This window comes from Frateuria sp. YIM B11624 (genome assembly GCF_049727805.1).
In the GTDB taxonomy this organism is placed as follows: Bacteria; Pseudomonadota; Gammaproteobacteria; order Xanthomonadales; family Rhodanobacteraceae; genus Frateuria_A.
Map to the genome: position 1 here is coordinate 60,975 of NZ_JBCNYA010000016.1, position 25,795 is coordinate 86,769.

Genomic DNA, 25,795 nt, shown 5'->3' on the forward strand with positions numbered 1-25,795 from the left:
CAGGTCGCGCTCGGTTGCTCTCCCGTTGCAAGACCGAATTAAACGCGACGCAGCTTGTCGTCCAGTTCGCTTCGCGCCTCGCGTTTCACGACACACATGCGGATACGAGCCTAGTTTCCTATGTCCGGCGCAGCTTATGTGGGGACCCGTGCCATGCGCCGGAAAACCACGCTTGTGACACGGCCGCAACGGCCGAAGGAGAGTGTCATGCAAGTTCCCTCGCGTCATCGTGTGTTCCTCGCACTAGCCTGCCTGTTCACCGCCGCGTTCACGGCCCAGCCCTTGCCGGCCGAGGCGCAGGCTCCGCACGCCGAGGCGCAGGCCTCGCCCGGTACGATTCTCTTCGTGCGGGAAGTCATGGGCCTTTATGCCGGCGAGGAGACGGTCACCGGCCTCGTGCTTTTCAGCATCCACGACGATGGGTTCGGCGAACGCCAGCTCACGCCTTATGCCCACTACGTCTACAACGTGCCGGCCCTTTCCGATATTCCGATCTACACCGAGGCATGGCTCGTCAACGCCTTCTCCCCAAGCGGACGTTACAGCCTGTTCCTGAAGGCAAGCTCCGATTACCCGCTCTACGGCACCACGAAATTCCGCGGCAAGTTCTTCATCATGAACTCGCTGGGCCAGCTCACCAAGCCGCTGTTCTCCGGCAGCGACGACCTGAAGGCCCCGCGTGATGGCCCGAGCCACGGCGGTGTCACCTGGGGGCCGGCCGGGACCAACGAGATTGCCTACACCAACGCGGCCGACGACCGGCCTTCCTCGCACCATGCCTGCGTTCGGCTGATGCATCCGGACGGCACCGGCAACCACCTGTTGTGGTGCGCAACCCGCTGGAAGTACAAGGCCCTCCAAGGGGTTCGCTGGTCCGGCGACGGCAGCCGCCTGCTGGTGTACGCCGTGCTTGCCAAGGTCAAGGGCCAGGATCCCAACGGCGTTGCGGACCTGTACCTGATCGATACCGCGACCGGTGCCGCGACGCTGGTGCAGAGCGCCCTCAGGCCGCCCACCCAGAACGGCACCGGCGATGTGTCGTATGACGGCCACGAGGTGGTCTACAGCGTGGCTTACTTCTCGGAAAACACCGGTTCGTGTCCGGTGCCGACCGATTTCTACTCGGTGACGTGGTGCGCCAGGAACATGCTCACGGGTCAGACGGTCCCGCTGGTCGACCCCGACAACGTGGTGCGCCTGGCATCGTACGGCCAGGCGCTGATTTCCACGGATGGTTCACGGGTCTTCCTGACCGGGACCACCAGGGATCTTGGGGACAAACCGTTATATGAAATCTATGCCATCAACACCGATGGCACGGGTCTGCGCCAGATCACCCAGCCGTGCGCTCCCGTCGACGGCGGCACTTCGTTGTGGTGGAAGCTGGTGCGCCTGTCTCCCGATGGCACGCGAATGCTTGCGAATTGCCGGGTCGAACAGTATCCGCCCGCGCCTCCGACCGATTACACGAATATCTACGTGGTCAACCTGGCCGATGGCAGCGCCCGCTACGTGACCCATGGCGCGGCCTACGACTGGCACGTACCCACGCCGTGACACACGGACTGCACCGCAGGCACGCAATGCGCCTGCGGTGTTCTCTCTACCGGCGTTCATTCCCGACGCGGGTGAATGAACTCACCTTTTCTTGCAGAAGCTCATGGGCTCGGAAACGAGGCCAGATATTGCCGTGCTTGGCCGACCGATCGAGGCGACAAGAAAAGCGATACCGGACAGGACAATACCTGTCACGGCGCCTAGACGGGTCTTAATGCAATACTAATCATTAGGGAGACCTCCAGGCACCGAACGACCGCCGCAGCGCAACGTTGCGGCGCAAGAGGGGTATTGCCCCGAACCGGAGGAAACGCTCATGCGTGTTTTCTCGTGCTTTGCGTTATCGATAGCCTTCGCTTGTGCTTCCACGGCCGCCATTGCCGGTTCCACACCGCCGAAAAAAATACTTTTCACGCGGGACCTGCTTGAAAAAATGCCGGGCAGCCAATTCGACGCGCCGGCCGCCGCTGCGCTCTACGTCATAGACGGCAACCGCCAGAATTTGCATCGACTGACCCCGCTGCAGGAGGGCCATTACTACATCCCCGGCGTGGAAAGCAACGCATACGTGTGGACCGAGAATTCGAACATAGACTGGTTATCCAGAAACTTCTCCGCGACCGGCCAGATTCTGTTTTTCAACGGGCTCGCGTCTTCATTCCCGACCTATGCCGACTCGCTTAGCGGCAAGTACAAAATCCGCGATCCCAACGGCCACGTCCGCAACCTTTTTCCAGGACAGGACGATGTTGCATCCGGCTGGGGCTTTGTCACGTGGGGACCGCCCGGCTCCCGCCTGATCGCCTTCACCAATTCCGCAAAAGCGCGTGTCGCGTCACCCGCATGCGTCTATCTGATCCATCCGGACGGCAGCGGTGCGCACACCTTGTGGTGCCCTACGGGCTATAGCTCGCCCGTGGGCGTGACGGACCTGCGCTGGTCAGGCAACGCCAAGTACCTGCTCGCCTACGTCAACTGGGATCCCTATGACGATACCTATTCGAACAGGGACCTGTGGCGCATCAAGGTTGCGACCGGAGAGGCTACCCGCGTGGCGACCAACGTCACCGTCGGTGTCGACTATGGAACCGATGACATTTCCTACGACGGCAACAAGGTGCTGTTCACCGCCAACGGAATCGACGATCCCTCCGAAGGCGGCTGCGAGGCAGTGGTCAACGATCCGCCCGCCAAGACGCTGTGCCTCGCGGACTTGACCAATGGGCGGCAGTTGAGAGTCCTGGCGCAGGATCCGACAGGAAACACGCTCATTTCGCCTGACGGAAACCGCACGCTGAGGTACGAGTTCGGCACGCCCTTGGGTCAGGACTACCCCGGGTATTCCGAGATCGACATTTTCCTTATCCGCACGAGCGACGGTTCGAAGGTGCGCCAACTGACCAGACCGCCCGCCGGTGGCTGGCCGCAAGGCTCCTACGTGACCTGGAGGGCGGTGGCCTTCTCCCGCGACGGAAAGAAGCTGCTTGCGAACCGCGACGTAAGGGCTGCAGGAAAAGTCATTCCCACGACTGACTTTTTCATCATCAACCTTGTCGACAACAGGGTCTACCGCGTCGGCAAAGGCAACGCAGTGGACTGGTACCAACCGCAATAGCGACCCTTCAGGGTCTCACCAACGGAGCGCTCGGCAGCAGGCACGCCGGGCGCTCTTTTTTCCGCCCAGTTGTCCTCCGCCACTAGAGCGGCCCTGCAACATCCGACCTGACACTCCAGCACACAGGGCGGAGGCGATTATTGCGATTTAATCGCCCCGTCCCCTTGGTTGCACTACTTCGATTCCTTCTTGACGGTGACCGAGATCGAGAACCACCCTATCCCGACCGTCACAGTGATCGTCTTGGTTTTCGACTTTGCCGCGGCCCTTGCCCTTTTTGTCGGCGTGGCAGGCCCGGGTCCGGTCTCGTCCACCATGCTGATCCGCACATCGCTGCTGACGTCGAGGTCCGCGAAGACCCTTTCCATCTCGGCACTGCTGCCGCTGTGCACGGCATCGATCAACCGCCTCGCAAAGTCCCCATCATCTGCAAGCGCACTTGCGATCCGCTGCACCTGACCGGCGTACTTCCGGATCTCCCGGATGTCCCTCATGTCGCTTCTTGCCATGACGAAATCCCCCACCGCGCAGTCGGATTCCTCCCGCACCACGCTCTACACGCACATGGGCGAAAAACAGTTGAAGAAAAGGGAACGGTTCCGGTTGCCGGATACGCCACAGGCCCATGCCCGAAGCCGTGGTCGAGCGTGGTTGCAGACGAGACCGGAGAACCCGCTCGCTTGCGATGGTGGTTGATTGCCTCCGTCCTTTTCTTCCCCGTAACGGGTAGCGCCCTACCCTCACCGCCTCGCCCGACCTGTGGCAACGGGTATCGGAGGAGTCGCATGACGGACGACGATCGGACCTGGCCGTCCTTGCCGTACGCCGCCTGGCAGGACACCTACGCGACCCTGCATCTGTACTCGCAGATGGTTGGCAAGGTGGCGCTCGCCCTGGCACCGCCACTCAACCATTGCTGGGGCGTAGCACTGCACGTGACCCCACGCGGCTTGTCCACCGGCATGCTGCCGCATGGGTCACGCGCGTTCACGCTCGCCTTCGACTTTCTCGATCATGCCCTGGACATCACCTGCACCGACGGCACGATCCGGCGGCTACCACTGGCATCCCGCAGCGTCGGGGCGTTCTACCGGATGCTGATGGATGCGCTCGCGGACATGGATCTAGCGGTGCGGATCTGGCCGGTGACGGTCGAGATACCCGTGCCGGTGCGGTTGGACGACGATACCCGCCCGAGTATCTACGAAAGGGCCTGGGCGCAGCGGTTCTGGCGCATCCTGGTGCAGGTCGACCGCGTATTTGCCTTGTGGCGATGCGACTACGACGGCAAGAGCAGCCCGGTCAATTTCTTCTGGGGCAGCTTCGACCTGGCGGTGACGCGGTTTTCCGGGCGCCGCGCGCCGCCGCGCAATGGACCGGCGTTCGAGCGCGACGCCTACTCGCACGAAGTGATCAGCCACGGCTTCTGGCCCGGCGACGCACGGCTGCAGGAGCCGGCGTTCTACGCCTACGCCGTGCCACCGCCCGCGGGGCTGGCCGATGCGGCAGTGCAGCCCTCGCAAGCGTACTTCCACCGGGAACTGGGCGAATTCATCCTGCCCTACGACGCGGTTCGACGGAGCGCATCGCCCGAACAGACGCTCCAGGCGTTTCTGCAAAGTACCTGGAACCAGGCCGCCGAGCTGGGCCAGTGGGATCGTGGCGCACTCGAGCGGCGACAAGACGACGAAACGACGACGTAGGCAATCGTCGCGAGGTTCGCTCCCATAGGCTAGATAAGTGAACCTGACCCGTTTTGTTTTTCCCGATAAGTGAACCTGACCCGTTTTGTTTTTCCCCGCGATCGTTACGGTTGCATCAGTTGATCGACGCGCTCGCGCATGCTCTTGCCGAGGCAGTCGGCATCGGCGCCGCAGGCGTCGCGGGTAGCGATCCAGTCTCGCTGTGTCTGCCGGAACGTCCGAGCCTCGCCGTCCGCCCGCTGCAACGCGAAGCGATAGGCGGCGGCCACGCTGCGGTCGTAGCCGGCCAGTGTGGCCGAGGCGCAGATCGCCTGCTCCGTGGCGCCACGCGCCTTCGCGCAGGCGAACGATGCCTGCACCGGATCGCGCTCGCCGCGCCGACGCAGGACCAGCACGTAGCCGTCGTTGTCGTAGTTGGTCAGCAGCCGGTCCTCGGACAGCGCCACGAACCAGGCACCGCTCCACAGCGCGTCGCCAGGCGTGCAGACCACCTGCAGCGGGGCGACGGGCGCGTCGGCGAGCTTGAGACCGAAGTCCGTGAGGGTGGGCCGGGTTGGCGTGTCGAATGCCGCAGGCCGCGGGTAACGCACGCCGATGAAGTGCTGCAGCGTGTCGCCTCGCAGCGAGGTCATCGCCGGGTTCTGGCAAGGGCGTGAATCGTCGTCGAAGTGGATGCCGCCGCTGCCGATCTCCAACTGGCGCCCGAGCAGACGCGGATCGTCTGGAAAATACAGCCAGTGCGACTGGTCGCGATGATCGACCGCTACCTGGACCACCTCCCAGCGGCCTTGCAGTGGCAAGGGTGAACTGGCGAGCGCCGCCCATCCGACGACACAACCCAGCGGCACGACAAGCCAGCGCAGCAGCGATGAGAAAGGGATGCGGGGCATGCGGGCTCCGGTCAGGATTTGCGGCAACAAGAATGAAGCTAAGGGCGCCGGGCCAAAATGCGGGCTACGGTTACCGTTTGCCCAAACCGGGCGCGCCACCTTGGAGGAATGGTGTACCCCCCCGAGCGCGACCATCGTCTCGCCCGAAATGACGAGCGATCTTCTGCTTGGCGGTAAGCGGCACCTTGGCGGCCCGCTTGGCCTTAGTGCGCTTCTTCTTGCGCTCAGAAGCACCTTTGGTCTTGTTGGGCTTGGCCTGTCTACCCGGAGCTTTCCGGATTCCCGCCAATACGATCGCGTTAGCCTCCTCGATCGTTACCCCACGGTCCGCTGCCACGCGCTCTGCGAGGTGTGCTCTGAGTATTTTTCTATCCATGCCTTAAAGATTAACTGGGTCGGGTTCACTGCGAGCTTGCCAACAAGAGGCTTACTTGTGGACCCCGTTACTTGTGTACTTGTGCAGCTCACTGCGCCAAGCCTGCCAGCCACGCAAGTACCGTCTTAGACAGGTCGGTGCGCATGTCCGAATAGGCATGATCTGTAGACAGGTGCCTGGTAGTCACGTGGCGATCGCCGGCCTTGCGCAAAGCGTCTGCGAACGCTTCGTTGTAGTCAGCCAAGCCGTCGTCGGAGGTGACCACGAGGACGTTGCGGTCCCTCAGTGCAGCCGCCTTGGCGGTGAACACCCAGTCGGCGGCGTGCGCGGCCACCTGTTGCGCGAGACCATCGGCCGTGCAGCCGTGCAGCGGAGCCATGCCTTCGTGGGCCAGGCCGGTCGCCATCTTCTCCGTCGCATTGGCGCTGGCGTTTTCGCGCCGCAGGTGCTGGTACACCCCGCCAAGATCGCCGCCGGAAATCACGCCGATGGCCCTGACGCGCGGATCGGCCGCGGCGGCCTGGATCGCCATGAAGCCGCCCATGCTGTGGCCGACGAGCACGATGCGCGCGGGGTCCAGCCGCAGCTTGTTCGCCACGGCCGGCTGGCGCAGGTAGGCCAGTGCCGCCGCGACGTCCTCGATGCCATGCGTGAAAGAGAAATCGCCGGGCGTACCCCATGAGCCGCGGTAGTTGAAATAGAGCACGTCCCAGCCGGCGCGACGGATGTCCTGCGCCAAGTCCAGGTTGCGCTCGTTGCCAGGAAAGCCGTGCAGCAGGATTACCGCCGGGTGCGGGCCGACGCCGGCGGCGACGTACACCAGCGCATTCATTCCTTTGCCGTGGCTGGGGATCTGCATCGTCTCCATCGAGGCGCGGTTTTCGGTCACGGGACTGTGTCCGGCGGCAGGCGCCGGGCGTGTCTGCACACTGGCGATGCAAGTCAGGCTGAGAAGAAAACCGGCGGCCAGAAGGCCTTGTCGCGCGTGCTTGCTCATGCGTCCTCCCAAGCGGGGCTGGCTTTCGGAAGCGGCGCCGGTAGCCATGGGCAGGCTGCCGGTTCGAGCGAAGACTACACGTTCGCACCTGGATTCGAACGACTTCCGAACCTGGTCAGGTTCACTTTCACGCACCTAGATAAGTGAACCTGACCTCGTTTTCATCCACTCTGCCCCTTGTTTTCCTTGCCGAAGGAGATCCCGCCATGTTGTTCCCGCAACGCCTACCCATTCACCGCTTCATTCTGATCGGAGCGTTGCTGGCCGCCGCACCCTGTGTGTCGCTCGCCACGACGCCAAGCACGCCGTCCGAAGCCACACGGCGCGCCATCGGACATGACGTCCAGGCGCAGATCGACACCGGCCGCCTCAACGGTGTCGCAGTCGCCCTGGTCAGCCATGGAAAGATCGTCTGGGAGCAGGGGTTCGGCACCGCCGACCCGGCCGGACGCAAGGTGACCGCACACACGCCGTTCTCGATCGCCTCGACCAGCAAGCCGTTCACCACCACCGCCATGATGACGCTGGTCGCTGCCGGCAAGATCGACCTGGACCACCCGGCCAACGACTACCTCGGCAAGCACAAGATCGTCGACGCGGACGGCCCCGTGAACGCGGTGACGCCGCGCCTGCTGGCTACGCATCTATCGGGGCTGCCTTCGTTGTTCGCCATGTACCCGGAAGGCGGCGCGGCCAGGCAACCGTCGGTCGACACACTGCTGCGCGACTACGGCTTCCTCAACGCGCCGCCCGGCGAGCACTACGAGTATTCCAACCTGGGCATGGCGGTGCTGGCCGACATCGTCGCGCGCCGTGCAGGCATGGAATACGGCCGTTACCTGCGCAAGGCCGTGCTCGACCCGCTGGGCCTGCACGACAGCTTCTTCGATACCGACGTGGCGCGCCGCCAGACCATGGCCGTGCGCTACACCAACGACGGCCGGCCGATGCCGTTCTATCTCACCGCGACGCCCGGCTCCGGCGAAGTGATCGCCAGCGTGCACGACCTGGCGCGCTTTGCGATGTTCCACCTGAAGGACCACCTGGCCGACCAGCAGCCGATCCTCACCGACGCGCAGATCGATCTGCTGCACCAGCCCTACGCACACCTGCCGGGCTTCGGCTACGGCATGGGGTGGGAGGTCTCGCATGATCCGTCCGGACACACGGTGCTCTCCCACGGCGGCGGGCAGACCGGCGTGTCGGTGGAATTCGTGCTGTTGCCGTGGGCCGATGCAGCGTGCATCGTGGCAAGCAATCGCCAGTCGGACCTGGATTTCCTCCAGCGTGTACGCGACCGCCTGCTGCGCACCGTGGCGCCCGATTGGACGACCCTTCCGCGGCCCCCGGTGCCGCGTCATGAGGGGCTGCCGGCCGACTACGCCGGCACCTGGCGCGGCACGTTGACGGCCCAGGGCCAGCAGATCCCGGCCACGCTGACCATCGATGCCGCCGGCAACGGAACCTTCGCGCTCCGCCGCGAACCGGCCCAAGCGGTGAGCGACTTCGGCTTGGCCGATGGCTGGATCGCCGGCGGCACCAGCGGCGACCTGGGCACGCCCGACACGCGCCGCGCGGGCCTCACCCAACTCGACTTCACGCTCAAGCGCCGCGGCGAGCGCATCGAAGGCGAAATCGACGCCTGGAAGAGAACCTCCGACGGCATCACCATCCTGCCGTTCTGGACCTCCCTGACCCGCGTGAAGTAGCGGGCGACCGCTCCACCCAGGAGCCCGCTTGTGGGCGATGCTCTGCGATGAAACTACGCAACAAAGGGGGCGTGACTAATTATCTTGATAGCCACGTCCCCTTTAGTTCGTAACTGGCTAGAGAAAAGCGCGCTCTAACCCGGTTTGCTTCATCCCGCGGCTCCAACTGGAACTCCAGCTCCCTTCGTTCCCGTCGCCAGCCGGTTCCCGAGCACAGCAGCGGCGGCCTTACGGATGACGTCGATGACGACGCTCGGCTGGGAAAGCATCGGCACGTGGCTGCTCGCAACTTCTGTGACGGTCGCGCCCATGCGCGTGGACACCCAGCGCTGCAAATCGGGATGCACCGTATGGTCCTGCGTCGCCAGGACGTACCAGCTCGGCTTCGACTTCCATGCAATGTCGCCAGTGCCGAGTTTCTGTTGATTGAAGAGATCGAAGACAGGCGCGTAGTGGGTCGCCCAGACGAGCTTCTGGTCTTCCTGGGACAGATCCCCGGCGAAGAACTCGGTGCCGTTGGGAAGCATCCAGGCGCGGCCATCAGCGACCACGACGCGAGAGAAAATATCGGATGGGTACTTGTCCAGTTGATCCTGGACAGTCTCGCCGGCATCCGGAGCGACCGCCGCGATATAGACCAAGCCGACCACGCGCTCGTCAACGCCCGAGGCCGTGATGGTGGCTCCGCCGTAGGAATGGCCGACAAGCAGGACCGGACCGCCGACGCGGTTGAGCGTGCGCCTCACTGTCGCCACGTCTTCAGCAAACGAGTCCAGGCCATATTGGACGGAGATGACCTCGTGTCCATCGGCTTGCAAGGCCGGGATCACCTTGCTGAAACATGAGCCATCCGCCCAGATGCCGTGACAGAAAACGATGGTTGGCTTCTTCGACATGGTGCACCTCCACAAGGTGGTCGCTGTGAGACGAAGCATCCTGCGTTCGAAGGACCGCCGTATCCGCCGATCTTGCGCAATCAAGCGCTGTTCTTGCGCATGCCGGGTGGCTAGTGCGCCTTCGGACAGTTGCGCCGCAGCGTACGAAACTGGCCCGGGGTCAGCCCCGTGTGCTTCCGGAAGATGCGATTGAGGTTTCCCTGCGATCCAAACCCCGCCGCTAGGGCGATCTCGACCAATGAGAGTCGACCCTCCGCGAGCTTGGCTTTCGCGCACTGGACGCGACGCTCCGTGATGTATCGATGGGGCGGGAGGCCTGTAGCCTTCTGGAAAAGCCGAGCGAAGTGAAACGGGCTGAGGCACGTTTCCGCTGCCAACTCGTTCAGACTGATCGCCTCGGCAAAACGCGACTCTACGAGGTCGATCACCCGCTTCAGCTTGTGATCGGGAAGACACGGCGCGCGGATGGCCGGGCGCACGCAAATGTTCGAATACCGGGCAACGAGATGCGCCGCGAGCATGGCACTGGCGCCTTCGGCGAACAGTGCGTCCGTTGGCTCGGGCGGCCGAGAACCCATGTCCCGCAACACGGCCGCCACCTCGTTCAGAAGCGGGTCCGAGATCCCTGCTGTCCGCAACAGTTCCACTCTCGCCGGATCGATATCGTAATCAGCCAGAGCACTGGATGCGGTCAACGACGGCGCGAGGAAAATCAGGAGGGACTCGACCGGCGCAGTGATCTCGACCTCCGTCTCCTCCAGGCCCACCGGTTGAAGGGTTGCTATGCCGGGACGTACCGCTACCGGCCGAAATGCGCCGTCCCTCCAACGGGCGAAGGCGCGACCCCCGAGAGCAACACTGACAGTGGTACAGGTGCAGGTTACGGGCCGCAGAAAGCCGGGGTTGAGGAGCCGATGCTCTATCCGCATCGTCGGCCATTCCAGGGGAGCATGAAGCCGGCTGCTTCCCTCATACCTGTGAATGTGAACTGGAAAGGCCATGCCCGCGGTGCCTTCGTTCCGGGTCAGCGGTGGAGGAATGAGCTGACCCCTTGCTGAAAAGTAGGTCGGAATCACCGGCCTCCGCTTCGGTTCGCTGCCATCTGCTGCACTTTCAGACACTGCGGATATCGGACGCGCCGCTGGCCAACCGAGGCCAGCGATCACCCCTCGTCGCGTCCTACGCGCAAGCCGGTAAAGACCAGATCAAAAAATACGAGCGTTTCCGCTATCCCCAGCCTTCTTACGTGGGAGGCAGGCCTTGTGAGCCACACTCGAGCACAGCGCGTCGGGTCGGATCGAGCCGCATCCCGCGCGACGGAAGCGAATCGCCAGGAATTCTCGGGCAAACCAAAGCTGCTGCGCTTGGTACGTCCGCGAACAGAGGCCTCCGACGAAAACAGGCGTTCAAAAACGAGAGCAGCATCGACTATCGGTAACTGGCTAGGAGAAGGTGCACTCTGACCGGCTTTTCCTTAGAGGAAAAACGCGTAGCACGAACAACGCGCCCGGAGTGTTTTGTAAAGATAACTCTGACCCTGCTCTCAGATAGGGCTCTGGCCCGTTACTCCCGCAAGGGACGGCGCCCAAGGCTCGAGGAACAAGGGGCTCCGACCCCGTTATTTCCCCATTTGATGACACACTTCCGCCATACCACCTGCCATGAGGCTCTGCCATGTTCGCCCTGCCCCTGCTTGTCTCTGCGCTCGCCACTGCCCAGCCAGCGGCTTACCCGGAGGAATTCGCAGCACATTGCAGCGGCGGCCATGAGGTGGGGGTGACGTACGCCGTCGGGTATCCGCTGCCCCGTCCTGTAGAGGCTGCCCAGAGCGCGAGCATCATCGACATCCGGTACATCGATAGCCATTTCGTGGTGACGCAATCCGGCTACGACCTCATCGAGCAGATTGAGGATGGCAGCAACGGCTGGAAGGTGGAGGTGCTGCAGCAGGTGCCCGGTGATCTGGTGTTGCTTGCACGGAGCTCCGGCATGACCGTTCTCAACCTATACGTCTATCACCTGCAATTCAAAGGCAAGACAGGCGCGCTGATGGTGTCCTCAGCGTCCTACGGAGCCGCTCCGGCCTCATCGTCCTTGATCGCACTTACCTGCAGCATCGGACGCAACAGCGGCCGGTAGCCCATTCCCGCGCCAAGGCAAGGCATATTTAATTACCTCCGTCCCTTCTATTACCTTGGGAGCCAGACTCTAGCGCAGCGTGTCGGGCCGGATCGAGCCGCATCCCGCGCGACGGAAGCGAATCGTCAGGAGCTCTCGGGCAAGCCAAAGCTGCTGTGCTTGGTACATCCGCGAACAGAGGTTTCCGACGCAAAACAGGCGTTCAGAAACGAGAGCAGCATCGACTTTCGGTAACTGGCTAGAAGAAAGTGCACTCTGACCGGCTTTCCCTTAGAGGAAAATCGCGTAGCACGAACAACGCGCTCGGAGTGGTCTTTAAGAGAACGCTGACCCTGCTCACGGTGTGCTTTATCAGATAAGGGGCTCTGACCCCGTTACTTCGAGGATCGGCAAAGACGTTCACGGGTCAGATGCAAGCGCAGCTCTAGCCTGCCTTGTCCGGCGGGGATCCAGCGGCTGACAAGCCACTGAGCGCCGGCATCTCGAGTCATGACCTGAACGGCCGCAACGGCCGAAGGAGAGCGTCATGCAAGTCCTCTCGCGTCACCGCGCGCTCGCCGCGCTTGCCTGTCTGTTTACCACCGCCTTCGCGGCCCAACCCCTGCCCGCTGCTGCGCACAGCTCCCCCGGCACGATTCTTTTCCAGCGTCCGATGTCGGGCATCTACGCCGGCGTCAAGACGTTCACCGGCCTTGCGGCATTCAGTATCCACGACGACGGCTCCGGCGAGCGCCAGCTCACGCCGTTTGCCCAATACACGTACTACGGGCCCGGCCTGGCGCAGATAGCGTATCTGGAGCTGTGGTCGACCCGCGCGCTATCTCCAAGCGGGCACTTCAGCGTGATGCTGGAAGCACACTCCAACTACCCCCTCTTCGGCCGCGGCCCGTACCACGGAAAATACTTCATCATCAACGACCGGGGCGGGCGCTACAAACCCCTGTTCCCTGGCAATGACGACCTCGAGGATCCGCGCGCTGGCCCCAGCTACGGCTCGCTCGCGTGGGGACCTGAAGGCACCAACAAGATCGCCTACGCCAACTCGCAGGAGCTCCTGCCGCACAAGCACCCCGCCTGCGTCCGGCTGATGCATCCGGACGGCACTGGCAACCACGCGCTGTGGTGCGCGGCCCGTTGGGACTACCGGGGAATCGAAGCCATCCGCTGGTCCGGCGACGGGACCAAACTGCTGGCCTATGCCGTCTATACCAACCGTCCCAAAGCCGGGAATCCCATCGCAGACCTCTTCCTGATCGATGTCGCGACCGGCAAGGCGACGCTTGTCGCAGCGGCCGTCCGAGCTCCCTACGTGGGCTGGGGCGTAGGCGACGTTTCCTACGATGGCCATGAAGTGGTTTTCGATGCGGAGACCGAGACCAACGATCCCAACTGCGTCCCGAACAGCTCGGAAGGCCAGGTAATGTGCGCGAAGAACATGCTTACGGGCCAGACCACCGCATTGAGGGATCCCGACCACATCGTCCAGTTTCCCCTGGGGGGCCAAGTGCTGATCTCGCCGGACGGATCGCAGGCCTTCGCAACCGGGCGAACTTCGGCCCAGGGCACCGAGGTGCTCTACGCAATCAATACGGATGGGACCGGCCTGCGCAGGATCAACGAGCCGTGCGTCACCCCGAACGAAGACACGACGGTCTGGTGGAAGCCCGTGCGCTTGTCGCCTGATGGAAAACAGATGCTGGCCAATTGCCGCATCCAGCTGCGTACGGCCAATACCCTGAAGACGCGGATCTACATCGTCAACTTGCACGACGGCAGCAGCCGCTATGTCACACGCGGCACCGCCTACGACTGGCACGTGCCTTCCGCGTAGCCGAAAAAAAATATCGGCCAGCCTCACCTGCCGGCAAGAGAAAACAAAACTGGAAACTTCTGTCGTCTCCTCCGTTGTTTGGCGGTGCGTTCGGGATCTTCCTAGAAACGAGCGCCGCCATGCGGGGAGGAGACGGCAAGGGGGTCAGGTCATCTATCGTCAGGAAAAGCCGATATCCTGAGCGATCGTTACGGTTGCATCAGTTGATCGAGGCGCTCGCGCATGCTCTTGCCGAGGCAGTCAGCATCGGCGCCGCAGGCGTCGCGGGCGGCGATCCAGTCTCGCTGCGTCTGCCGGATCGTCCGAGCCTCGCCGTCCGCCCGCTGCAGCGCGAAGCGATAGGCGGCGGCCACGCTGCGGTCGTAGCCGGCCAGCGTGGCCGAAGCGCAGATCGCCTGCTCCGTGGCGCCACGCGCTTTCGCGCAGACGAACGATGCCTGCACCGGGTCGTGCTTGCCGCGCCGACGCAGGACCAGCACATAGCCATTGTTGTCGTAGTTGGTCAGCAGCCTGTCGTCGGACAGCGCCACGAACCAGGCATCACTCCATGGCGTGTCACCAGGCGTGCAGGACACCCGCAGCGGCGCGACGGCGCGTCGGCGAGCTTGAGACCGAAGTCTGTGAGGGTGGGCCGGGTTGGTGTGTCGAATGCCGCAGGCCGCGGGTAACCCACGCCGATGAAGTGCTGCAGTGTGTCGCCTCGCAGCGCGGTCATCGCCGGGTTCTGGCAGGGGCATGAATCGTCGTCGAAGCGGATGCCGTCGCTACCGATGTCCAACTGGCGCCCAAGCAGACGTGGATCGTCCGGAAAATACAGCCAGTGCGGCTGGTCGCGACGATCGACCGCTACCTGGACCACCTCCCAGCGGCCTTGCAGCGGCAAGGGCGAGCTGGCGAGCGCCGCCCATCCGACGACACAGCCCAGCGGAAGCACAAGCCAGCGCAGCAGTGATGAGAAATGGATACGAGGCATGCGGGTTCCGGTCAGGATTTCAAACTGGGATCAAAACTCGTGTCAGGTTCGACTTAAAAGTGCAGTCTGAACTGGCCCCGCTTTGGTTTCACGTCTCAAGTATTGCGACCGAACAGGCGCACTGTTGGGCTACCCAACTCGGAGAAGGGCCGATGATTCGCGTGTCGATAGCTGGTGATGAACGCTCGCTGCAGGACGCTAGTCCGGACTGGATCACACAACAGATTGAACGCCGCCGAAGGGACGCCCTTCCCGTGTGCGTGTCAATCACCATAAAGACCAGCACACTCGACTTACGTCTGTCTACGCCTGAATGCGGCGGTGGTGCTGGTGGTGGACGTAGACCAACGGCCGAAGAGGCAGGGGTCTTGGAGCTATGGTCAAAGTTGCATTTGAATCAACCAGGGTGGTCACCCGGTAACGTCGTCGCGTTCCTGCGTCAGATCGACCGATGATTGAGTTCCGAGCGAATACTGCTCAAGGGACGGAGCGAATTAATTGGCTCCGCCCCTTTTTGGCTTCGCTAATAAGTGAACCTGACCCCGTTTCTACAGCGATGAGGAATGGATGCGGAGCATGCGTGCTCCAATCAATTCAATTAGCCTCCCCATTAATTCCCAATTAGACCGTCCGAGAAAGTGGGTGACTCACTCCCGCTCCCTTTATTGCCTACGGTTCATTAACCCCGTTCCGTGGCTCAATCCTCTCCCGCTTTTGGCGCAGCCGTGGTCACGCTGGCTGGCTTAGCGGGTTGCATGTCCCCGGAAGCATATTGCCCGACCTGCAGGGTAAACCGTGCGTTTTGTCCGGATGACATCGCCGCTGGATCGACGTACACCTGAATCGCGTAATTCGTCGCTGTCGCAACCGATTCGGACCAGGTGTTCGTCCCGGTCGCGCTCGTGTCGACCAGCTTTTTGTCATGGGTCTGGTCATTCACTCTGAAGTGCAATTCGGGATTGCTCGAGACGAGATTGACCTTGACTGTCATGCCGGCCGCGATGGCAACGGTGAAGTTGTAAACAGGAGCCCCGGAAGCCAAGATTCCTTCCCGCTGCGCCCATGGCTTGCCCGCTTCGAACGTCACTGGGGTCGCCGGCGACTGCATGTCTTCGGCCCCGTACTGCCCGATCTGCAACGCGAATTTCGCGGTTTGGTCGTACTTTAACGCGGCAGAATCGATGTAGACCCGAATCGCATACGTGGTGGCCGTCGCGTTCGGTGTTGACCAGGTGGACTCACCAGTCCTGCGGGTATCGAGCACCACCTTGTCGCGGCTCTGATCCTTCACCTTGAAAAAAACGTTGGGATTGCGGCTCAGGAGGTTGAGCTGCAATGTCTTGCCCGCCGCGACCGCAACCGTGTAATCCAGCGAGTCATCGGAACGGGTGAGGTTGCCGACTTCCTGCGCCCAGACACTGTTTGCCGCGAAGGTGACTGCAATCGGCACATCGGCGAGTGTGGGCAGAGAGGCGCAGGCAGCGGCCAGGCCGACACCCACGGATAGGGCGCGGCGGAGAAAGTAGGAACGTGGCATGTAAAATTCCCCTTGGTTTGAATTTCGCTTTTGAACGTTTCGACGATCCCCGCCCTGCATCGGCGCAGTCGCGCCGACGCTATCTTCCTTGTGCATGACCATCCTCATCCCTGATCAGCGCCGTGTGCGAACCATACGCCTACTTCGTGCGACTCGCCATATCTAGCAAAGGGATATGGTTATTTGCCAGATCATGAGAATAAGGGGCTCTGACCCCGTTTATTACATCCTTCCCTATGCGTCATTCCGGCGTGACTTCCTTTGCACCGGAACGGGGTCAGGTTCACTTCCGAGCGCGAGATAAGTGAACCTGACCCCGATTCTCTTTGATGCGCGCACCTCGTTCCAGCCAAGCCACGCTAACGTGATGATCTTCCTGGGGGAAATGTGGGGAAACCTCAGCCTCTGACCCCTATTTTTTGACCCATTTTTTTAGGCGCTACTTTCCTAGAGCTCGCCGCACTTCCCTATAAGCCCGGAACACGTGCCTTTCCAGAAGGACATCCAACGGGCCAATGTTTATTACAACCTCTCCAGGATATGGACAGACTCCAATCTTCCTCTCGCCAAACTCAACTATAGCCACGGTAGGCCCAACGGCTACATTCCAAAAGGCCCAGTTACCTTCAACGACTGCGCTTCGTGACGCCATATGGCAGATAGCGCCACGGAAATCGTTGATCAACGTAGTAACGTCCCTCGGTTCTCCAATGACCTCGCGTACGTCGTCATCGAACGTTATTCGCGTGCCCGCCTGCCGTGCCCGCTGGAGGAGATCATTGAGACAGATGACAACGTTTATCAATGCAGGTTTAAACAATGGATCGGAGGAGTGTCTCGGGGAAAGAATACCGGTTCGTCGGATGCATTCGATCTCATATATCGAGCGAGACAACGCGGCATCTTGAAGCCAATCGTTCTCTTGATCTGACATCACTCACCTCGACGTTAATTGATGGGCGCGGAGCGCGCCAGCGGCGAGCGGCCGCAACAAAAGGGGACGTGGCTAATCGTCCTGATTTAATTAGCCACGTCCCCTTTAGTTCCGAAAAGCTGCTCCTCGCATTTCCGCTAACCTCAGTCGTCAACCCCCATTGCTGAGCGCCGCTGCTGTCTGGTCATCGACCTATTAACGATCACTTTGTTTCTATGATCGAAACGGTCATAGAAATCTCGCCGAGCGCCCATTACTCCATACAGGAATAAACGAACCGTCCGAACAAACAGTTCGATTAACCTTTCATTTTTATCGGACCAACGGGGAAAGCTACCAGCTGCCGACGCGCCGAACATTTGCGCTGACGAAACAGTATGAACATAAAAGTTTAGTTCGCCGTAAACCACCTTAAGATCGGAGAGAACCTTCTTCCCTACTATGGTGGAGAAAAAAGACGTTCCAACAGCATCGTTGAATACATCCGGCACGGACGTGCGTTGAAGAATTAACGGTTGCTCAACAGCTGAGAACGCTTTCAAGTAAGATTCGATTCCCGATCGCAGCGTTCCACCACTTGAGCGACAAAGCCCTTGCAACACACACATCACGAATTCTGAGCAATCAGAAACGACCTCGCCGAAGTAGCGTTTGCCATGCTCACCATATGACGACTCAAACTCACCGCTGACCGATCCCGAAACTGAGAGTAGCTCGGCAGCTATCGTAAGCAGCGCCAGAAACTGTGCATGAGCCAATCTTACGTGCGCGACTTTAACGGCATCGTGCCCGATAGCGCTCAGAGAGTAGCCATCAATGTAGCTAAGGAACGTTCCAAAATCCTGTTTTGTTGCGGTATTCATTCAACGAATGTTGACAGCTTGCGAATGGCCTCGTTCCAGGAGAACCCTGTCTGACGCGCACTTCTCTTGATTTCATCCATCGAATCGGACTCTTCGCTAATCCTATTCAGTAGGCCGGCCACCTCCCTTAAACGAGCGGGACTTGCGCTCATGGACTCCATGACCAACATACCGATCATTTCGTAACGAGAACGCTTCTCCCACCTTGAAATTTGAATCCGCAAGGCTTCCTGCGCAAACTTGGCGATGTCTTCATTTGAGGGGAACAACTCAGCGTCCGCAAGGACCAGTGGCAACGATCCCACCAGAGCTTTTAGATCACTGCGCCTCTCAACGAGCGAAGCCTTCTTTTCAGGTTTTCGCTTTTCCAACTTTTCCTGCAGCGTGAGGTTCCGGAGGTACGAAACTCCGCTAGAAAGCTCATTCGCCTCTCTTGAACGAATAGCCCACACCAGCTCCTGGAGCAAGTCCAGCGTCTTTAGCGCCACCTCGGTTTCTGATCGGGTTGTCTTCTTCGTCGCCATCACGCAGTCCTTACTACCAACTCGTTGGTCACGCTGATTATCGCTGTTTTCATATCTGGAGCATCGGAGTCAAGCATGAAAATATTCTCCAGCTGCTGCTTTGCAAACTTCACCCGTTGCGGCACGTCAGTGGTGAAAACCTTGTCCTTCCAGTATCCATCACCGGAGAGGTAGGTCCGAGCGTCACTGAGCACGTTAGTGCCCTGTCTGGTCATCGTCAGGACTACACCCGCGCATCGCACTGACAGCCCATAGTTCTCTTTCCGATCCTCCACGACACTTTTCAACAGGTCGAGACCCGTCAAAGATAAAGGATCAGGGCGAACCGGAATTAAATAGTAGTCGCTAGCTATGAGCGCACTAGTCATCCAGACTGATGGCGTCGGCGGCGTGTCGATAATGACGTAGTCATAGTTGGCATCTGCAGTGATCGCTGACAAATACGCTTTGATGCGATTCTCCCGCCCCTCTCCGGGCGCCATCTCTAGACGGTAGAGGTCGAGGCTTCCGGGGAGCAAGTAAAAGTTGGCACGGGCCTCTATGAGTTCAATCTCCTCCAATGTTTTTGGCTTGACTTCCTCCGAGCCTTGCACAGTAGATGCCTTAACCCGCTTCCTATCGAACAAGTCAAGCATGGTGTCCTTGCCCGCCGCTCGATACGCAACGTAGTCCTCCGGCGTCATCAGACACTGTGTCCCGTTGAACTGTGGATCCACATCCAACATCAACACTGAGGCACCGTGCTGTCTCGTCAGGCAGTCGGCAATATTGACGGCGAGCGTCGTCTTGCCAACGCCCCCCTTCATGTTGATCAAGCTGATGACTTTCACCGTTCCCCCGAATAGTTATCTTGCGTGTCATCCGTTAGCGCCAAGAGCTGTACGGCCAGAATCCCTGGCGACATCTCCTCATCGCACCCCTTGGGAATTTTCGTTCCACAAGCCTATGGCATCTGGCTGAAGAGGCACGTTCGAGCCCACTCAAGCCAGTGGCAACCTCAACCCCTGCTCCTTGGCGCAATCGACAGCCCTCTCATACCCGGCATCCGCATGCCGCATCACGCCGGTCCCCGGATCATTCCAAAGTACCCGCGCAATCCGCTTATCCGCCCCCTCGCTGCCATCACACACGATCACCACCCCCGAGTGCTGGCTGTAACCCATCCCCACGCCGCCGCCGTGGTGCAGCGACACCCAAGTCGCGCCACTAGCCGTGTTGAGCATGGCATTGAGCAACGGCCAGTCAGACACGGCATCGCTCCCGTCCTTCATGGCCTCGGTCTCGCGGTTGGGGCTGGCGACGGATCCGGAATCCAAGTGATCGCGCCCGATAACGACCGGCGCCTTCAACTCCCCCTTCCGCACCATCTCATTGAACGCCAGCCCCAGCTTGTCCCGCTGCCCCAACCCCACCCAGCAAATGCGCGCCGGCAACCCCTGGAAGCTGATGCGCTGCTCGGCCATGTCCAGCCAGTTGTGCAGGTGCTTGTCGTCGGGGATCAGTTCCTTGACCTTCTGATCGGTCTTGTAGATGTCTTCCGGATCGCCCGAGAGCGCCACCCAGCGGAACGGGCCGACGCCGCGGCAGAACAGCGGGCGCACGAAGGCGGGCACGAAGCCGGGGAAGGCGAAGGCGTTCTCGCAGCCTTCGTCCTTGGCCATCTGGCGGATGTTGTTGCCGTAGTCGAAGGTGGGGATGCCTTTCTCGTGGAAGGCGAGCATGGCTTCCACGTGCTGCTTCATCGACCGCTTGGCGGCATCGCGGGTGCCGTTGGGGTCGCTCTTGCGGCGCTCGAACCACTCTTCCACCGTCCAGCCGAGCGGCAGGTAGCCGTTGACTGGGTCGTGCGCGCTGGTCTGGTCGGTGACGGCGTCGGGGCGCACGCCGCGGCGCACCAGCTCGGGCAGCACGTCGGCGGCGTTGCCCAGCAGCGCGATGGATTTGGCTTCGCCCGCCTTGGTGTACTTCTCGATGCGCGCCAGCGCGTCGTCCAGGTCGGTGGCCTGCTCGTCGACGTAGCGGGTCTTCAGGCGGAAGTCGATGCGGCTCTGCTGGCATTCGATGGTGAGCGAGCAGGCGCCGGCCAGGCTCGCGGCCAGCGGCTGCGCGCCGCCCATGCCGCCCAGGCCCGCGGTGAGGATCCACTTGCCCTTGAGGCTGCCGTTGTAGTGCTGGCGGCCCATCTCCACGAAGGTCTCGTAGGTGCCCTGCACGATGCCCTGCGAGCCGATGTAGATCCAGCTTCCGGCCGTCATCTGGCCGTACATCATCAGGCCCTTCTTATCGAGCTCGTTGAAGTGCTCCCAGTTGGCCCAGGCCGGCACCAGGTTGGAGTTGGCGATGAGCACGCGCGGGGCGTCCGGGTGGGTCGGGAACACGCCGACCGGCTTGCCGGACTGCACCAGCAGGGTTTCGTCGTCGTTGAGCTCGCGCAGGGAGCGCAGGATGGCGTCGAAGCATTCCCAGTTGCGCGCGGCGCGGCCGATGCCGCCGTAGACCACCAGCTCGGCCGGGTTCTCCGCCACCTCGGGGTCGAGGTTGTTCTGGATCATCCGGTACGGCGCCTCGGTGAGCCAGCTCTTGCAGGTCAGCTCGGTGCCGCGCGGGGCGCGGATGACGCGGGTGGTGTCGATGCGGGTGGGGGCGTTCATGGCGGGTCCTTGGGCATGGCGAGCAATACGCCCGATTATGCGTCCGGGTCCGGCCGAGCACCAACGCGCCGCATCACCCGACCTGCGGGCTAGCTGCGCCGGAGCGGCAGCGCCAACTGGGCGCGCAAGCCGCCTTCGGGGAGATTGCGCAAGGTCAGGTCGCCACCATGGGAGTGGGCGGCGTCGCGCACGATCGCGAGCCCCAGGCCGATGCCGCCGGTGGCGCGACTGCGCGAGGGCTCCAGCCGCCAGAACGGCTCGGTCGCGCGCGCCAGTTGCTCCGGCGGAATGCCGGGGCCGCGGTCGTCGAAGCGCACGCGGGCCATGCCTGACTCCACCACCAGCGAGACGCGAACGGCGACGCCGTAGCGGATGCCGTTGTCGGCGAGGTTGTCGAACGCCCGCCGCAGCAACAGGGCGTCGCCGTCGATCACGCAGGGCGCGGCCACGTCATCCAGGTTGACCGGTTGGCCGAGCGCCTCGCGGTCGGTCACGCATTCCTGAAGCAACGAGGCGAGGTCGACCGGTGCGTGCACGATGCGCCGGTCACCCAGCCGGCTGTAGGCGAGCACTTCCTCGATCATCGCCGCCATGCGTGCCAGGTCGGCCACCATGCGGTCGCGCTCGGCCGGTGGCGCGGTTTCGGCGCGCAACCTCAGGCCGGTGAGCGGCGTGCGCAGGTCGTGGGCCATGGCGGCCAGGATGCGGGTGCGCTCCTGCGCCTGTGCGACCAGCCGCAGGTGCATGTCGTTCATGGCCTGGGCGACCGCGCGGACTTCCCTCGGGCCTTGCGCGGGAAAGGGGGCGTCGCCGACCAGTCGTGTCGCCGCCGCGGCATCGCCCAGGCGGCGGATCGGATCGACCAGCCGCCGCGTTGCGCGCCATACCGGCCAGGCCAGCAGCAGCATGCCGCCGACGAAGGTGGCCGCCATGCGCAGGCGCCAGGCGGCGTACCAGGGGTCCGGCAGGCTGGCCTCACGCCACTGGCCGTCGGGCTGGCGGATAGCGGCAACGAACGGCGGCACCGGCGTGTCCGGCTTGAGCTCGACGCCTTCGCCGTAGCGCATGGTGAACCCGACGGGGCTGCTGTCGACGACCACGTCGCGTTCGCCGACCAGCACGACGCTTTGGCCGGCGCCGGAAGCGATGCCTCCTGCGCCCTCGCCTGTCCACACCGCCCGCACGCGCGCGGCCGGCAGGCTGAGCCGGCGGCCCAGGCTCGCTTCGAGCAGGCGGCTGCGCGCGCCAGCGGGAGGCGAACCGATGGTGCGCACGGAGAGCCGGCCGCCCGCATCCGATTGCAACGCCGCCGCGGCTTCGGCAACGCTCATGCGCGCCGCGGGCGGCGTGGGCGTGAGCAGCACGATCGCGAAGTTCAGCACCGTGGCGATGAGCAGCGCGGCGAACGCGAGGGATGCGGTCTGCGCCAGTACCGTGGAGCCCTTCATTGCCGTGTCACGGTGGCGCGGAACCGGTAGCCGAGGCCACGCACCGTCTCGATCGACTCGCCTGCGCCGGCCGCGCCGAGCTTGCGGCGCAGGCGGCTGACCGAGAGGTCGATCGCGCGATCGAAATGCTCCGCCGGATCGTGCTGGGTCAGGTCGAGCAACTGGTCACGACTGAGCAGTTGCGCCGGGCGCTTGACGAAGGCGGCGAGCAGGCGCAGCTCGCCCGCGGTCAGCGGCACGGTCTGCCCCCGCGGGTCGAGCAGCACGGCCGCGGACGGGTCGTAGCGGAATCCATCGAAGTGGTAGGCCGTCGTCGTCGCCACGTCGGCGGTCTGCTGGCGCCGCAGCACCGCGCGTATCCGCGCCACCAGCTCGCGCGGGTCGAAGGGCTTGGCCAGGTAGTCCGAGGCGCCGAGCTCCAGGCCGACGATGCGGTCCGAGGTCTCGCCGAGCGCGCTCAGCACCAGCACCGGAACGCTCCGTTCGTGCAGGCGACGGCAGATCGACAGGCCGTCTTCGCCGGGCATCATCAGGTCGAGGACGACGAGGTCGGCCGGCTGCGCGGCCAGCAGCCGGTCCATCGCCACACCACCGTCGGCGCCCCGCACGGAGAATCCGTGGCGGTCGAGGTAGCCGACGATCGCATCCCGTACGCTCTCGTCGTCCTCGACGACCAGGATCCGGCGCGTGTCTGTATTCGTCATGGTCGATGACATCGCACGGGTTTGTATCACCAATGTGTCGGTGGCGGCGGATCGGAGGATTCCGCGACAACAGGGCGATACGTTCGGCTTGCAGGCTGAAGCGGCAACCCCGAAACCACCCAGAGGAATCCGCGCTCATGCAACCGACAGTCCGATCCAGCTTGCTCGCCACCACCGGCGCGGCGTTGTACCTGCTGCTGTGCGCGCACGCGCCGGCGGCCGACGCCACGACGCTGCCGCTGTCGCCCGCAGCAGCGAAAGCCTGGTTCGACGAGGCCACGCGCCAGTGCGAGGCGGACCACGGCCGGCTGTGGGGCAAGAGCCTGTGCGGGCCGCGCCTGCTGGTCGATCCCGCCACGCGCAAGGTGATCGCCAACCAGGCGGACGCCGAAGGCCGGCTGCATGCCGACGGAGGCGTGTTCGTGGGCACGCTGCCGGCGAGCGAGTCCATCGCCAACACCGCGGTGACCTGGGCCGGCGTGCGCTGGAGCGAGATGCTCTGGCCGCTGCCCGAAGACGCGCTGCGCCGTCGCGTGCTGATGACCCACGAGGCGTTCCACCGCATCCAGGACAGCCTGGGCCTGCCCGCCGGCAACGTCGACAACCCGCAGCTCGACACCCTGGAAGGACGCTACACGCTGCAGTTGGAATGGCGCGCGCTGGACGCGGCGCTCACGACCACAAGCGATGCGGACCGGCGAGCCCGCGCGACGGATGCGCTGGCGTTCCGCGCCGCACGCTACCGGCGCTTTCCCGCCGCGCGGCAGAGCGAGGCGACGCTCGAACGCAACGAGGGCCTGGCCGAGTACACCGGCGTGATGGTCGGCAGCACGTCGCCGGCAGAACAACTGGCGATGGCCCGCCACGACCTCGCCGTGCATGCGAAGAATGATCCGAGCTTCGTGCGCTCCTTCGCCTATGCCACCGGGCCGGCCTACGGCATGTTGCTGGATCGCTACCGGCCGGGTTGGCGCAAGGCGATCGTGCAGGGCGGCTCGCCGGCGGAGCTGCTGGCCACCGCGCTCCATGTGGACCTGCGGGCCGAGCCCATGCTCGAAGAGCGGGCTGCCCGTTACGGCGGCGCCGCCCTGCTGGCCAGCGAACGCGCACGCGCCGAGGTTCGTACCCGGCAGGCTGCCGCGTACCAGGCGCAGCTCATCGCCGGGCCGGTGCTGCACTTGCCGCTCGGGGACAAGAACGTGGAGTTCGACCCGCGCAACCTGATGCCGCTCGGTGCGGCCGGAACGGTCTACCCGACGATGCACGTGATCGACGCATGGGGCTGGATCGAGGTGGACGGCGGCGCGCTGATGGCGGGCGACTGGTCTCGCCTGACCGTGGCGGCACCCGAAGGCGATGCGAAGGACGGCAAGCTGCACGGCAAGGGATGGACGATGCAGTTGGCGCCGGGTTGGCGACTGGTGCCGGGTACGCGCAAGGGCGACTGGACCGTCGCGGAAGGCGCCGCCCGCTAGCAGACCGGTCGCGGTCGAAGCTTGGTGATTCTTCTCCGGGCGCAACCGGGAATGGAGCTTCCTCGCGAGACCGGAAATCCGGAAGCCGAACCTGCGTCAGCCCGACAGCCGGCGCAGGCTCTCGGCCAGGCTCGCGCTGTCGTAGGGCTTGCACAGGATCACGGCATCCGTCGGCCCTCCCCGGCTTTCCAGTTCCGTGTCGCCGGTGGCGAAGACCAGGCCGATGCCGGGCTGCAAACGGCGGGCGCGCTCGGCCAGTTCGGTGCCGGACATGCCCGGCAGTCCCACGTCCGTCACCAGCACGTCGATCGCCCGCGCCTGCAGCACTGCCATGGCGTCGGGGCCGTACTCGGCTTCCACGACCTCGTGCCCCAGCTCGCGCAGCATGTCGGCGGCGTCCATGCGGATGAGGGCGTCGTCCTCCACCAGCAGGATCACCAGCGACGCCGGAGAATCACCGGGGCCCGACGGGTCGTGCGTGTGCTGGTTGGCCATCGGAATCTGCGGATGCGGCAAGGACGGGAACCCGGTCCCATGGTGCCCGGAGCGGGGGTCGAACCCGCATACCCGCGAGGGTGAGGGATTTTAAGTCCCTTGCGTCTACCAGTTTCGCCATCCGGGCGGACGGTGGATGAGGCCCGGGCATCCTAGCAGCAGGCGCCGGAGCCCACCTACCCTTCCCCTGCCATGGACACGATGGGCGATGAACGAAAAAGGCCCGCCGGGTGGCGGGCCTTCGGGATTCGCGCAATGGAGGCCAGGGTCGGAATCGAACCGGCGTACACGGCTTTGCAGGCCGCTGCATGACCACTCTGCCACCTGGCCATCGCGCGCGGAGCGCGTCGATAGCGGTCCGCTTAAAAAACAAAACCCCGGTGGTCCGAGGTTTCTGGAAACTGGAGCGGGAAACGAGACTCGAACTCGCGACCCCGACCTTGGCAAGGTCGTGCTCTACCAACTGAGCTATTCCCGC

General features: G+C 63.1%; 22 protein-coding genes and 3 tRNA genes. 7 read left to right on the plus strand and 18 right to left on the minus strand.

The window, feature by feature from the left end; genetic code table 11:
* Positions 1-207 precede the first annotated feature (207 nt).
* Together AAIL17_RS10030 and AAIL17_RS10035 are read left to right on the plus strand one after the other, a co-directional pair.
* A complete protein-coding gene (locus tag AAIL17_RS10030; protein WP_424682696.1) occupies positions 208-1,557 on the plus strand; it encodes a hypothetical protein in 1,350 nt (449 codons plus the stop codon).
* A gap of 316 nt (positions 1,558-1,873) precedes the next feature.
* Positions 1,874-3,172, plus strand: a complete 1,299-nt coding sequence (locus AAIL17_RS10035) for a hypothetical protein (protein ID WP_424682697.1) — start codon at positions 1,874-1,876, stop codon at positions 3,170-3,172.
* Between the two features lie 173 nt (positions 3,173-3,345).
* On the opposite strand, the gene AAIL17_RS10040 is transcribed toward AAIL17_RS10035, so the two are convergent.
* The gene (locus AAIL17_RS10040) at positions 3,346-3,681 is read right to left on the minus strand and encodes a hypothetical protein (protein WP_424682698.1); all 336 of its coding nucleotides are present in this window, start codon (positions 3,679-3,681) and stop codon (positions 3,346-3,348) included.
* Positions 3,682-3,957: 276 nt separating this feature from the next.
* On the opposite strand from AAIL17_RS10040, the gene AAIL17_RS10045 reads away from it, so the two are divergent.
* Positions 3,958-4,875: a DUF5996 family protein gene (locus tag AAIL17_RS10045; RefSeq protein ID WP_424682699.1), complete on the plus strand. Its 918-nt coding sequence runs from the start codon at positions 3,958-3,960 to the stop codon at positions 4,873-4,875.
* 104 nt (positions 4,876-4,979) lie between these two features.
* Here AAIL17_RS10045 and AAIL17_RS10050 read toward each other — a convergent pair whose 3' ends face one another.
* Positions 4,980-5,765 (minus strand): lysozyme inhibitor LprI family protein, encoded by a 786-nt coding sequence (locus tag AAIL17_RS10050; protein ID WP_424682700.1) that lies wholly within the window; start codon positions 5,763-5,765, stop codon positions 4,980-4,982.
* Between the two features lie 464 nt (positions 5,766-6,229).
* The gene (locus tag AAIL17_RS10055; protein ID WP_424682701.1) at positions 6,230-7,138 is read right to left on the minus strand and encodes an alpha/beta hydrolase family protein; all 909 of its coding nucleotides are present in this window, start codon (positions 7,136-7,138) and stop codon (positions 6,230-6,232) included.
* 206 nt (positions 7,139-7,344) lie between these two features.
* Between AAIL17_RS10055 and AAIL17_RS10060 the strand changes: the two genes are divergently transcribed.
* Entirely contained in the window at positions 7,345-8,847 is a 1,503-nt protein-coding gene (locus AAIL17_RS10060; RefSeq protein WP_424682702.1) for a serine hydrolase domain-containing protein, read from the plus strand.
* Between the two features lie 149 nt (positions 8,848-8,996).
* Here AAIL17_RS10060 and AAIL17_RS10065 read toward each other — a convergent pair whose 3' ends face one another.
* Together AAIL17_RS10065 and AAIL17_RS10070 are read right to left on the minus strand one after the other, a co-directional pair.
* Positions 8,997-9,743: an alpha/beta fold hydrolase gene (locus AAIL17_RS10065; protein ID WP_424682703.1), complete on the minus strand. Its 747-nt coding sequence runs from the start codon at positions 9,741-9,743 to the stop codon at positions 8,997-8,999.
* A 110-nt stretch (positions 9,744-9,853) separates the two neighbouring features.
* Complete coding sequence (locus AAIL17_RS10070) at positions 9,854-10,510, minus strand: helix-turn-helix domain-containing protein (RefSeq protein WP_424682704.1); 657 nt, start codon at positions 10,508-10,510, stop codon at positions 9,854-9,856.
* A gap of 907 nt (positions 10,511-11,417) precedes the next feature.
* Here AAIL17_RS10070 and AAIL17_RS10075 point away from each other — a divergent pair.
* The gene (locus AAIL17_RS10075; RefSeq protein ID WP_424682705.1) at positions 11,418-11,882 is read left to right on the plus strand and encodes a hypothetical protein; all 465 of its coding nucleotides are present in this window, start codon (positions 11,418-11,420) and stop codon (positions 11,880-11,882) included.
* Between the two features lie 526 nt (positions 11,883-12,408).
* Positions 12,409-13,713 carry a hypothetical protein gene (locus tag AAIL17_RS10080; RefSeq protein WP_424682706.1) on the plus strand — a complete coding sequence of 435 codons (1,305 nt, stop codon included), beginning with the start codon at positions 12,409-12,411 and terminating at the stop codon, positions 13,711-13,713.
* A gap of 188 nt (positions 13,714-13,901) precedes the next feature.
* Here AAIL17_RS10080 and AAIL17_RS10085 read toward each other — a convergent pair whose 3' ends face one another.
* From AAIL17_RS10085 to AAIL17_RS10125, 9 genes are all read right to left on the minus strand, one after another.
* Complete coding sequence (locus AAIL17_RS10085; protein ID WP_424682707.1) at positions 13,902-14,243, minus strand: lysozyme inhibitor LprI family protein; 342 nt, start codon at positions 14,241-14,243, stop codon at positions 13,902-13,904.
* On the minus strand, positions 14,216-14,686 hold the full coding sequence (locus AAIL17_RS10090) for a hypothetical protein (RefSeq protein WP_424682708.1): 471 nt from the start codon (positions 14,684-14,686) through the stop codon (positions 14,216-14,218). Before AAIL17_RS10090 ends, AAIL17_RS10085 begins: the two co-directional genes overlap by 28 nt.
* Before the next feature lie 697 nt (positions 14,687-15,383).
* Entirely contained in the window at positions 15,384-16,319 is a 936-nt protein-coding gene (locus AAIL17_RS10095; RefSeq protein ID WP_424682709.1) for a hypothetical protein, read from the minus strand.
* 981 nt (positions 16,320-17,300) lie between these two features.
* Positions 17,301-18,020 carry a hypothetical protein gene (locus AAIL17_RS10100; protein WP_424682710.1) on the minus strand — a complete coding sequence of 240 codons (720 nt, stop codon included), beginning with the start codon at positions 18,018-18,020 and terminating at the stop codon, positions 17,301-17,303.
* Positions 18,017-18,544: a hypothetical protein gene (locus AAIL17_RS10105; RefSeq protein ID WP_424682711.1), complete on the minus strand. Its 528-nt coding sequence runs from the start codon at positions 18,542-18,544 to the stop codon at positions 18,017-18,019. Before AAIL17_RS10105 ends, AAIL17_RS10100 begins: the two co-directional genes overlap by 4 nt.
* Entirely contained in the window at positions 18,544-19,374 is an 831-nt protein-coding gene (locus tag AAIL17_RS10110; protein WP_424682712.1) for a ParA family protein, read from the minus strand. The genes AAIL17_RS10105 and AAIL17_RS10110 overlap by 1 nt, the downstream gene beginning before the upstream one ends.
* A gap of 150 nt (positions 19,375-19,524) precedes the next feature.
* Positions 19,525-21,195 carry a urocanate hydratase gene (gene hutU / locus AAIL17_RS10115; RefSeq protein WP_424682713.1) on the minus strand — a complete coding sequence of 557 codons (1,671 nt, stop codon included), beginning with the start codon at positions 21,193-21,195 and terminating at the stop codon, positions 19,525-19,527.
* Positions 21,196-21,284: 89 nt separating this feature from the next.
* On the minus strand, positions 21,285-22,643 hold the full coding sequence (locus tag AAIL17_RS10120) for a sensor histidine kinase (RefSeq protein ID WP_424682714.1): 1,359 nt from the start codon (positions 22,641-22,643) through the stop codon (positions 21,285-21,287).
* Positions 22,640-23,347 carry a response regulator gene (locus tag AAIL17_RS10125; RefSeq protein ID WP_424682715.1) on the minus strand — a complete coding sequence of 236 codons (708 nt, stop codon included), beginning with the start codon at positions 23,345-23,347 and terminating at the stop codon, positions 22,640-22,642. Before AAIL17_RS10125 ends, AAIL17_RS10120 begins: the two co-directional genes overlap by 4 nt.
* Before the next feature lie 137 nt (positions 23,348-23,484).
* Between AAIL17_RS10125 and AAIL17_RS10130 the strand changes: the two genes are divergently transcribed.
* Positions 23,485-24,822, plus strand: a complete 1,338-nt coding sequence (locus AAIL17_RS10130; RefSeq protein WP_424682716.1) for a hypothetical protein — start codon at positions 23,485-23,487, stop codon at positions 24,820-24,822.
* 96 nt (positions 24,823-24,918) lie between these two features.
* Here the strand turns inward: AAIL17_RS10130 and AAIL17_RS10135 are convergent, their stop codons facing one another.
* The 4 genes from AAIL17_RS10135 to AAIL17_RS10150 form a co-directional block, all read right to left on the minus strand.
* Positions 24,919-25,317 carry a response regulator gene (locus tag AAIL17_RS10135; protein ID WP_424682717.1) on the minus strand — a complete coding sequence of 133 codons (399 nt, stop codon included), beginning with the start codon at positions 25,315-25,317 and terminating at the stop codon, positions 24,919-24,921.
* Between the two features lie 40 nt (positions 25,318-25,357).
* A tRNA-Leu gene (locus AAIL17_RS10140) sits at positions 25,358-25,444 on the minus strand.
* A gap of 129 nt (positions 25,445-25,573) precedes the next feature.
* Positions 25,574-25,647: transfer RNA gene (locus tag AAIL17_RS10145), tRNA-Cys, on the minus strand.
* 72 nt (positions 25,648-25,719) lie between these two features.
* Positions 25,720-25,795: transfer RNA gene (locus tag AAIL17_RS10150), tRNA-Gly, on the minus strand.